Below are 10,000 nucleotides of genomic sequence, written 5' to 3' on the forward strand. Positions count from 1 at the left end.
GGGAAGTGCGGCCTTTCCCGCCGACACGGAACCCGACGGCCTGGCTACTTGATCAGGGCGTTCAAGACAATGATCACTAGGCCGATCAGCATGTCCATGCCCCCTGCCCGGCACGAGGACGGCCATCCGTGCCCGGCAATGCGGGCGGCCCAGGCGCCCCAGCCGAACAAGGCGACGGTGTTGAACAGCAGGGCCGCGTCCACAGCAGTGGCCTCCGCCCACCACCCGGCTGCCGCGGCGAGCAGGATCGCCGCCGTGGGCAGCACGGCGGCGACCAGTGGCCACTCGGCGAGCACCGACCGCAGTCTGCTGGTGGCAGCTCCGTCGTCGGACGCACGCTGGGCGATGACGTGCGCGTACCCGTGGGCGGCGCCCGACGCCAGCGCGGTGAGCAGGACCCACAGCGCGTCCTGGCCGGGCTCGGCCTTCTCGCTCGTCGCGTCCAGGGCGGCCACCAGGGCACTGGCCAGCACCAGTCCGTAGATACCGCTGAACAGCGACTGCTCCGGCGGCCGATGCCGCATGATCCACCGTCGGGCGGCGCTCTCGGGGCGGACCTGGTCGGCGCGGTCGGACATCGCATCGCCTCGGTGCGGGAGGAGGGCTGAGTCCGCACATGCTCACCCGCGTGGCGCCGGGGAACACGACGCCACGCGCTACTCGCATGGCTGCTGTGCCCCAAAGAGGGGTCCGGAGGCCGGTGCCGGGGGCCGGGGGACGTCTTGGGGCCCGAGCAGGACCAGGGCGTCGTGGATGCGATGACCCGTGCGGACTTCGCCGCGCCGTGGTAGCCCGGCCCGGAAAGCCATGGTTAGAACTCTTGACCGTAAACGTCTTCCTTGTAGTGAAGAATCCGTGTTGCACCTGACTGGCGGCTTTCGCCCGAGCAGGATGGAGCCTTGCTGCCCGGCCGGCCGGTCACCGGCTGGTTCCGGGTGGCCCCCATCTCTCCGTACGCAAGGACACCGCGTTGACCAGAATTTCGCCTCGGACTGCATACGCCCGTCGCCTCGCTGCCGTGCCGGCCGTTGGCCTTCTCCTGGCCGGCTCAGCACTCGCCGCCGACGCCACTGCGGTTCCCGCGGCCGACACTTCCCGGGGCAGCGCCACGGCAGTGGCTTTCCGCGCAGCGCTGGACGTCTCCCGGGCCGAGTCGGCCGGAACGACGCCTCTGCGGGCCACGCTCAATGAGGTTCGAGCTCCGGGGACCGCGGAGAAGAAGACCCTCGACGTCACCCTCGACCACGTCAACGGCGACCGACCGGTCCGTCTGCTTGAGGCCGACGTCGCCAGGACAAAAGCCGAAGTCGCCGACGGCCGAGCCGAGGGGACGTCCCGTCTCGTACGGGCGCGAGTCCATGTGCCCGGGCTGCCTGTGTTGTCCCTGGTGGAGGTCGAGCAGGTCACCGGCACGGCAACGTGTGTCGCCGGACGGAAACCGGTCGCCGAGTCCCAGGTACTGGGCCCCGTCACCGTTCTTGGCAAGCGGGTGCCGCTGGCAGCCGACGGCACCGCCACCGTCGAGGTCCCAGGTGTCGGCACGGTCCGTCTTTCCCTGTCCCAGAGGGAGACGACCAATGCCACGGCCGCCGCTACGGCACTGCGCTTGCAGGTGTCCGTGGATCCCCTGCGGCTGGGCGTCGAGAAGGTGGAAGGCACCGTGACCCTGGCGCAGGCCACCTGCCGGTCTCCTCAGCCGGCCTCCGAGAGCCAGGCACCGTCCGACAGGCAGTCGGCCTCCCCGGCAACGTCCGGCAGGTCGGCACCCCTCGCGCAGTCGGGCACGCAGTCGGGCACGCAGTCGGTCGCGCCTTCCCGGAAGACCGATCTGGCGGAGACCGGTGGCAGCCCCATGACGCCGTACCTCCTGGCAGGCGGAGCGGTGCTGGTCACCGTGGGCGGAGCGGCCGCCGCACTCGTCGGCAGGAGAAGCCGCAGGAACCCCTGATCCAGCGCGCTCGGCGCCGACAGGGTGGGCCGGCAGCCCTGGCCGCCGTCGGTGCGGCTGGGCTGCTGACCGTTGCGATGCCGACGGTGACCGGTGTTCTGTCTGCGGCGCCGGCACCGTCGCTCATCAGCGGACAGCGGCAACGGATCCAGCTTCGGGCCCCCGACGAGGAACTGACGCGCCGGCAGCAGAGGTCACACCACAACCAAGGATCGACTACTGGCGCGGGACACCAGGCCGTCCCCTTCGGTAACGCCCCGGCGGCACACCAACCAGCCTGCGGAAGTGCCGGGTGAGGTGCGACTGGTCGTAGAACCCGGTCTCGGCCGCCACCTCTCCCGGCGAGCGCCCTTCGAGCAGCAGCCGCCGGGCGCGGCCCACACGCAGGGACGTCAGGTACTGGTGCGGTGCGATGCCGTAAGCGGCACTGAACGCCCGTACGAGATGGGCGGGATGGGCCCCCACGAGTCCGGCCGCCTCCCGGAGCCCGACCCCCTCCACGACCCGCTCGTCCAGCAACTCCCGCAGCCGGCGCGCGAGGACGGGGTCGGCGGGACGAGAGGACGTCCGGTCGCTGTCGGCCCGCAGATGGCCGCGCAGCCGCTCCCCTACGAACATCAGCCTGCTCTCGGCCTCCAGCTCCTCACCGGGCCGCACCAGCGCGCCGTGCAACTGCCCGACGCGCTGCCGCAGCAGCGGATCACGCAGGTCCGGCCGGTCGACGGCGGCCCCGATGAGCTCGTCCCCGAGATACGTCCCGTCGAGATACAGCACCCGCTTGCGGAAGCCCTCCGGGGTGACGGGGGAGCCGTTGTGCGGCACGTGCGGCGGCAGCAGCGACACGGTGTCGTGCGGGGTGCCGTGCTCGTGCCGGTCGAGGTCGTACCGGACGGCGCCGGTGTCGACGATCAGCAGCGTCCAGGCCTCGTGGACGTGCATCGGATACGCGTACTCGGTGAAGCGGGCGTGGAAGACCTCGACGACGCCCGGAACGGCCGGCTGCCAGGCCGAGACGATCCGCTGCCGGTCCGGCTGGTCCGGCCGGTTCGTGCCGACGGGCTGTGAGGCCATGCAAAGAACGTACAAGACCCTGGCGAGAACCGCCGGGCACGCTCGCATCATGAACACGCACACCGAACCGGCTCCTGAGCCGATCCGCTTCGACACGAAGATCGCCGTACTGCTGCGCGCCGACCTGGAGCCCTGGCAGCGCCTCAACGTGACGTCATTCCTGGTCAGCGGCCTGGGAACGCAGATCCCCGAGGTGATCGGCGAACCGTACGAGGATGCGGACGGCGTGCCCTACCTGCCGATGTTCCGCCAGCCGGTCATGGTCTTCGAGGCCACGAAGGAAACCCTGACCACGGCCCACGCCCGTGCTCTCTCCCGCGCCCTGCCCCGTGCGATCTTCACCTCGGATCTCTTCACCACGGGCAACGACCGCGACAACCGCGCGGCCGTACGGTCGGTGCCGACGGCGGACCTGGATCTGGTCGGCCTCGCGGTCCACGGCCCGAAGAACGCGGTGGACAAGGTGGTGAAGGGGGCGCGGATGCACCCGTGAGGCGGGCGTGACCGTGGCGGCGACCAAAGTCGCGGACGCGTAGACCAACGGCTGATGACAGCGCATGCCCCGCCCGCCGAGGCTCGCCTCATGGAGGACGCGAGGAACGTTCAGATGGGGAAGCAGCGGGTGCCGCAGGCGGGCAAGGACACGGAACTGGCCGAGTCGGCCTGGGTGATCACACTCTTCTGCGTGGCCTGCGGCGCCGGCATCGGCGCGGTGCTCCCGCTCGTCGCCCGCTTGCTGCTGAAGCTGCCGTGGGCACCGCTGGAGGGCCCGGCCGAACTGCTGACCTCGGTCCCGGAACCCGCCCTCACCCTCGGCGCGGTCGCGGTCGGCGCGCTCGGCGGCCTGCTCCTGGGCCTCGCCGCCGTGCACGAGTCGCTGTCGGTCCGCGTCTCCGACACCCACCTGTCCCTGACGATCAGGGACAGCACGCAGGAGTTCACCCGCGAGGAGATCGCGCTGCTGTGCAGGGACGGCAAGCAACTCGTGGTGCTGGCCCCGGACGGCATGGAACTGGCCCGGGAACACTGCGGTCTGCCCTGGCCCCGCCTGGCCGACACCCTCGCCGAGCACGGCTACCGCTGGGTGGAGGAGGACCCGTACCGCGCCGAGTTCCGCCGCTGGGTCCCCGGCACCCCGGGCCTCCCGGAGGGCGCGGACGCCCTCCTGCGGGCCCGCGCCCAGGCCCGGAAGAGCGACGACGACGCCGAGGACGCCCGTGAGCTGCGCCTCGAGCTGCTGCGGCTCGGCGTGGTCGTACGGGACGAGGAGAAGCGGCAGTACTGGCGGCCGGCCCGGCAGAACTGACGCGGCCGCACCGCTCAGGGAGTGCAGGCCTCGGCGATGGACAGGCTGTTCTCGTAGAGATGGTGCCGGGTGATACGGCCGTTCTCGACGGTGAGGCGCAGCGCGAACGGCCCCTCGAAGGACTTCCCCGTCGCCCGTACGGTCCCCGACAGGTGCCCCATGAGCACGGCGTCGGCGCCGTCGACTAGGAAGGCGTCGAGGGAGGCGCGGGCGTCCTCGGGCACGGTGTGCTCCATCAACTCCGTGAACTGCGCGGCGCATTCGGCGGCGGTGGACCGGGGCCGGATCCACGGGACACCCGGGTTCTCGGCGAGCACCCAGTCGACCTCGTCGGCGAACAGCTCGACGAGCCGCTCGGTGTCCCCGGCGAGCCGGGCGGTGAGGAACTCCTGCACGACGGCCCGGGTGGACTCGGCGACGGAAGCCGGCTTCACCGGGCTGGACTTGACGGACATGGCACTCTCCTCGCGACTGCGGCCGGGTCCCGGACGGGTTTCGTGGGGACGTGTCCGATCCTGCCGGAGAAGGGAAGAGCGGTCGATTACCCGAGGGGTAATGAGCGGCTGACCGGCACTGAGGTCCCCCGCCCCGCCCCGGCCGTCGATCAGCTCGCGCAGAAGGTCGATGAGCATCGTTACCACTCCACTACTTGAACGGAGCGGCACGGGCCCGGCCCGATTGCGTCGGGCCGGGGTCCAGGTGCCACACGGGCAAGCTTGTCGCTGCCCTTGGTCCGCGTGGGGGTCAGTGGCGACTGTCGAATGCTCGGAAGCTGCCTACGAGCGCGAATGGCGCCGCGGCCCCGTCGAAGACCGTCGTGCCGGGGATTGCGCTGCTGGAGTTTCGGGGCCCGATCGTCGCAATCGCAGCGCCGGCGTCGCAGGTGATCCCGCTGAAGAATTCGACGGTCCTGTCACTCTCGTTTCGGACGTTGAAGCTGGTGGCGGGACTACTGACCACAGCGGTGCACACACCCGGCTCGGCTGAATACGTCCGCTCGTTGACGTGGATCCGTCCGTCGTCGTCGTTCCTGTAGTTGTAGTCCGTCCGGCCGTCGCCTCCGAGGGGAGCATTGGCAGCGGCATCCTGCACCGACCGGGCGGACTGCGGGACGGAACTGGAAGCCGAGGCGTAGTTCACACTGCTTGCAGCCAGGGCCGTGATGCCCACCGACGCTGCGATCGCGATAACGGTACGCCTACGCATTCCGTTTCTCCTTCTCTCCAACATTCCGCTTCTCCATCTCTCAGGGATGCCGGCTGAGGCGCCGACCATGAATGAACTTACTCATGCCTATTTCTGTCGCCACCTCAGGAAAGTCGGAGGGGTGCCGAAAAGGGGCCGATCGGGTGTTCGAAGGCGTCAGGATCCTGTTGTGATGATCAGTCAAAAACATGCGATTAAAAGCCCGTTGCTGAGGAGGTTGGGCCGCCCGAGGGATCGGGCTGACGCTCCTTCACGCTGCTGCTGGAGTGTCGTGCGTTGACATCACTCCGCACAGTGGCTAGCACTCCACCTGGACTTCTGTGTTTGTCCTGGTCAGCGGCCTGGCGGCTGGGAAGGCGGCGGGTATGCGCGGTGGGGAGAGGTCTTCGGCGCCTAGGAGCGGGTGTGCGGGCCTTCGACGCCCTCGGCCGTGATGCGCCACAGAGGCGCTTCGTACTGCTCCGGACGGCTGTCGATGAGCAGTCGGTGCAGGTCCTCGCGCAGGGAGCCGTTGAGATTCAACGCCTCGGTGATGCGGCGGAACGTCGTGTGGGTGACTCCGCGGTTCCGGGCTTCGGCTTCGAACTCGTCGAGTCGGGACAGTACGGCCTCAGGGTCGAGCGGCACCGATGGCTGGTCTTTGAGACGTGCGGCCTTGTTGCGCTCGTAATCGATCTCCGAGTAGCCGCAGATTTCGCGGCTGTGTGCCTCGACCTCGTCCAAGGCGGCGGTCGTCAGAATGGCGCGGGCCAACTGGTTGCGGTTCAGAGCCTCGTCCAAGTCGACCTCGTGGACGGTGGGGCTTTCGTCGCTGAGGGGGACGGGGAGGCCGGCGTCGCGCATCTCGCACGTGCCGCGTACGCCTCGGGCTGTCGCCGCGAGCATCCCGGTTGCCTCGGAGGGGTGCCACTCCAGGACCGAGCTGATCGGCTCAGCGTCCTTCGCGGTGAAGGTAAGGACCAGTGGGCCAAGCGTGCTGCGCAGTCCGTCGAGAGGCAGTTCGCCGTCCAGGCCGGGACCTGCCACCAAGAGACGGATCGGTGCGTTCACCTGGCAGCACGCCCCGAGCGTGACGGCGTCGGCGAGTGGGCTCTTCAGCGTCGGCTCGTCTCCTCGGGCGAGGATGTCGCCGCCTACGTCCAGGAGGTCGATCGATTCCGGTGCCAAGTGGTCCACGAGCTCTTCGAGTTGGTGTGTGATGCCCTCGACTCCATGGCGCGGGTCGATCAGCGCGAAGGTGTGTGGGAGCTCTGCCGCGAGTCGGGGGAGGGTGGTTCCTGCCGGAGCGATCGGGCGAGCTTCGGCCGGCACTACCCAGACCGCTGGGGTGAGGGGGCGGAGGCCAGTGAAATTGCCGGGACCTCGTGGGCCCGGAACGGGATCGATCAGAAGGCGGTCCCACGCGTACGTGAGGATCACCGCCCGGTCCTCGCCGCCGTAGAGGGCGGCGTGAAGCATTGCGGCGGCGACTGCGTCGCCCCCTCCTCCTGCTGCGACCATCAGCCGCGTCATGCGGTTCAGCCTACGGGGTCGGGAGCTGACGGTGCGGGTGACGAGTCAGCGGCTGGACCAGGACGCGCGTTTGGTTGGCCGGGGGTGTCGAGGACGTGGTTGGAAACGCGCCGGCTCCCGTACGGCTCTGGCGCTCTCCACGGCCGACGACGGCACCCATGCCACATCGAAAGGGCTCATTGGTCGTTGGTGGTCCTTGTTGGGCGGCCTCGGACGGCCCAGAGACGGCCCAGACAACGGTCCGTCGACCCATCCGCCGGCCTACGAGCTGATGGGCAACTCCCGCGCTCGCCGGCGTGCCTGGGCCCGTAGTTCCTTCAAGCGGCTGTGGAACGCGTTGTGACGGTTCTGGTCGAGGTTCAGGGGGAGGTCGAGTCGGGAGATGAGTTGTGACTCCAGGGTCCACGGTTCGCTTTGCTCGATCCAGCACACTCGCGCGTTGTCCGCCATCCACTGGCTCAGGGTGGCTTCGCCGGCCTTGCCGAAGGTCATCCGCTTGCCACTACCCACGCGGCGCAGCTCAAGCCCGAGCAGGCAGCCGAGGGTGAGCCGCAGGGTCGAACCGGCCGAGTTCCCTCGGAAGTGGTAGCGCACCCGCTTGCGCAGGTTCTGCGTGCTGGTTCGGTTCGCCATGTACCGCGGGGCTATGCCGACGTAGAGCAGGCGCCCGGCGTCCAGGTCCGCGTGGGGCGCCTGCTCGAAGTGCCAACCGTAGACACCTGCCGCCGCCGGTACAGGGCTCGGGCGCAACAAGACCTCCCGGGCCGACCACAGCCGGTCCGGACTGATGAGAGCGGCCGCGTCCATGAAGCCTCCAGACGTGACGGTTGACGGTCGCAGGCTACTGGTCGGCGCCGCAGCGATTGGGCGATCTCGTGGGACAGGTCCTCACACTGGTCGACTTCGAAAGAGATTTCGACCACTCGAAGCCTATCTCCCCCTGAGTGCTCCTGACGCGCATTACTCAGGGGTAGCAAGTCGCTGCCCCTGTACGGCGGATGTCCCCGAAGTTGTAGCGATGCAGGACTCTCTTCCCATACCCTTACACTCCGTACAACCTTCGTGGCTAACTCTCTGCAAGGGGGATCAGTGAGCGGGCTTCCTTTCACGTACGAAGAATTCAGCGACTGGTTCGACGCCTATTGCAAGAAGTATCTTGAACCGGCGAAAGACTCCGCATCGCGAGCCCTGAGTGAACACCTGGACGCGGAGCTACCGGAAATTGAACGAGTGCGAATGAAGGTCTCCCCCGGACGGGTCAAGGGGAAAGAGAGGACCTGGAAGAAGCTTGAGCTCGAGAAGTACAGGGGCAAGGTGACGTCCCTTGAGGAGATTCCCAAAGCAATTGACGACCTCGTTGGACTGAGAGTTACGTGCAACAATAAATCTGACGTTCAGCGAGTAGTGGATATTGTGAGAGCGCTGAAAACATTCCAAGTGGGCCAGGAGCCTGTATTGGAGCAGCAGGAAGGGTCTTTTCGGGACTACCTGGAACAGCCAAAGTCCAGCGGTTATCGGGCTATGCACATCAATCTATGTACATCAGTGCCTGCCGGATTGAAATGGAAGGTTATTACGTGCGAACTCCAGATTCGAACTCTCCTTCAGGACGGTTGGGGTGAACTGACGCACGAGGACACCTACAAGCCCGGCAGTACTCCGCCTGTACTCGTTGAAACCCTGAGTCGCCGGATGGCTGACCTGCTGGCCGCAGTGGATGACATTGCGCAAGATCTAAGGCAGGAACTGGACCGCCTGTCCACGAAAGATATTGAGACTTCCCCGGAAAGTGGCACCGTCGTACCCGCTTCAGCGGCTGGGAGGCTCGATGAAGTCGCATTTCAGCCCGCCATCCGTGACGCGGCATCGGAGTATTTGCGTGCCCGCGTAGCTCAGCTTCAAAGGCCTATGGACCTGGCCAGCCTGGCATGGGAATTGAGCAGAAAATTTGGTCAAGAGGTGAGTCAGGGGTGGTTCGGCCTCGGAAACTTTAAGAGCTTCCTCAAGGAGTCGATTCCGAATGTCAGGGTGACGGATGAGCCGCCGTCTTACGTTCTGCCGGGAGATTATCAGAGCGGGGTGACTACCAAAGCCTCGACTCCTCCCGGGATTCCGGCTGCCGCAACGACCCTCAGGGATCTGGACCGGTCTTTCCCGCTGCTTGATTCGGCTCGCCTGAATGCGGCCTATAGGCAGCTTGCGGAAGCGTCACAAAGCGTCAATTGGGGCGATGAGACTACAAATGATATTGGGCGTCTCAATGAGATGACCCGTAGAGCTCGGGAGTTGAACTCGGAAGATCTTGCTATCTCGCGAACTCATCTTGACTATATTGCGAAGGCGCTTCTCTTCTCTGGAAACCTTGGACGCCCCTTGTCGGAAGATGAGGTGAAGTCTATCTACTCGACGTGGACGATTAAGAGACTGTATAGCGTGGCGAATCCGAGCAATCGGCAAGTCGCCGCAATTAAAAAATGGCTTTCTTAGTTTCCGTGCGTGCGGCCAGTCGCGTATCGATGCGGCCGTCGAAGGATGCTCGGACTGCCGGCAACCCTGCGTGCCGGCAACCCTGCCTGGTCGTTGACGTCTTGCGTCCAGCACTCGCACCAGAATCCCCGCTGGGGCTTGTCCATCAGCACGGGTGTCCTCCCGGCTGGGGGTCCGTGAAGAGTTCGGCGGTGACGGTGTAGTCGCTGTGGCTGCCGTGGACGACGACCCGGTGTGCGATGACGCTGACCATGCCCAAGCCGCGGCCGTGCACGGCGTCCTCGCTCGGCTGCTCGACCTTCGGGGCCGTGCCCATGCCAGGTGGAAGCTGCCTACCCCGCCGCAGGCCGTGTGGAGGATCGCGTTCGCGCTCAGCTAGGAGCTGTCCGGGCGATCACGGGTTCCGTTAGGGTGACTTGGCGGAGGGACCTGATGAGTGCTGTGGAGTTGAGTCGCGCGGATGCCGTCGC

The 10,000-nt window shown here is 67.0% G+C and carries 10 protein-coding genes and 1 pseudogene; 4 read left to right on the forward strand and 7 right to left on the reverse strand.

Annotated elements, in window-relative coordinates; genetic code table 11:
* Positions 1–44 precede the first annotated feature (44 nt).
* Complete coding sequence (locus ACZ6TU_RS37680; protein WP_467681522.1) at positions 45–578, reverse strand: hypothetical protein; 534 nt, start codon at positions 576–578, stop codon at positions 45–47.
* A gap of 440 nt (positions 579–1,018) precedes the next feature.
* Between ACZ6TU_RS37680 and ACZ6TU_RS37685 the strand changes: the two genes are divergently transcribed.
* Positions 1,019–1,948 (forward strand): SCO1860 family LAETG-anchored protein, encoded by a 930-nt coding sequence (locus ACZ6TU_RS37685; RefSeq protein WP_469553284.1) that lies wholly within the window; start codon positions 1,019–1,021, stop codon positions 1,946–1,948.
* 216 nt (positions 1,949–2,164) lie between these two features.
* Here ACZ6TU_RS37685 and ACZ6TU_RS37690 read toward each other — a convergent pair whose 3' ends face one another.
* On the reverse strand, positions 2,165–3,019 hold the full coding sequence (locus tag ACZ6TU_RS37690; protein WP_469553286.1) for a helix-turn-helix domain-containing protein: 855 nt from the start codon (positions 3,017–3,019) through the stop codon (positions 2,165–2,167).
* Between the two features lie 49 nt (positions 3,020–3,068).
* Here ACZ6TU_RS37690 and ACZ6TU_RS37695 point away from each other — a divergent pair, with 49 nt between their 5' ends.
* Complete coding sequence (locus tag ACZ6TU_RS37695; protein WP_467681528.1) at positions 3,069–3,512, forward strand: DUF2000 family protein; 444 nt, start codon at positions 3,069–3,071, stop codon at positions 3,510–3,512.
* 114 nt (positions 3,513–3,626) lie between these two features.
* Complete coding sequence (locus ACZ6TU_RS37700) at positions 3,627–4,325, forward strand: YqeB family protein (protein WP_469553288.1); 699 nt, start codon at positions 3,627–3,629, stop codon at positions 4,323–4,325.
* A gap of 14 nt (positions 4,326–4,339) precedes the next feature.
* Here ACZ6TU_RS37700 and ACZ6TU_RS37705 read toward each other — a convergent pair whose 3' ends face one another.
* The 4 genes from ACZ6TU_RS37705 to ACZ6TU_RS37720 all read right to left on the reverse strand — a co-directional run bounded on the left by ACZ6TU_RS37705 (position 4,340) and on the right by ACZ6TU_RS37720 (position 7,850).
* Positions 4,340–4,780, reverse strand: a complete 441-nt coding sequence (locus tag ACZ6TU_RS37705) for a nuclear transport factor 2 family protein (RefSeq protein ID WP_467681532.1) — start codon at positions 4,778–4,780, stop codon at positions 4,340–4,342.
* A gap of 289 nt (positions 4,781–5,069) precedes the next feature.
* On the reverse strand, positions 5,070–5,531 hold the full coding sequence (locus ACZ6TU_RS37710; protein ID WP_467681534.1) for a hypothetical protein: 462 nt from the start codon (positions 5,529–5,531) through the stop codon (positions 5,070–5,072).
* Between the two features lie 393 nt (positions 5,532–5,924).
* Complete coding sequence (locus tag ACZ6TU_RS37715; RefSeq protein ID WP_469553289.1) at positions 5,925–7,043, reverse strand: DUF1152 domain-containing protein; 1,119 nt, start codon at positions 7,041–7,043, stop codon at positions 5,925–5,927.
* Between the two features lie 261 nt (positions 7,044–7,304).
* The gene (locus ACZ6TU_RS37720) at positions 7,305–7,850 is read right to left on the reverse strand and encodes a GIY-YIG nuclease family protein (protein ID WP_469553291.1); all 546 of its coding nucleotides are present in this window, start codon (positions 7,848–7,850) and stop codon (positions 7,305–7,307) included.
* Between the two features lie 255 nt (positions 7,851–8,105).
* On the opposite strand from ACZ6TU_RS37720, the gene ACZ6TU_RS37725 reads away from it, so the two are divergent.
* Positions 8,106–9,530, forward strand: coding sequence for a GTP pyrophosphokinase (locus ACZ6TU_RS37725; protein WP_469553292.1), 1,425 nt, complete (start codon positions 8,106–8,108; stop codon positions 9,528–9,530).
* Positions 9,531–9,675: 145 nt separating this feature from the next.
* Here ACZ6TU_RS37725 and ACZ6TU_RS37730 read toward each other — a convergent pair.
* Positions 9,676–9,905 (reverse strand): annotated as a pseudogene (locus ACZ6TU_RS37730) (ATP-binding protein); the annotation flags it as partial.
* Positions 9,906–10,000 lie beyond the last annotated feature (95 nt).

It is taken from the genome of Streptomyces sp. NPDC052064 (assembly GCF_055585925.1).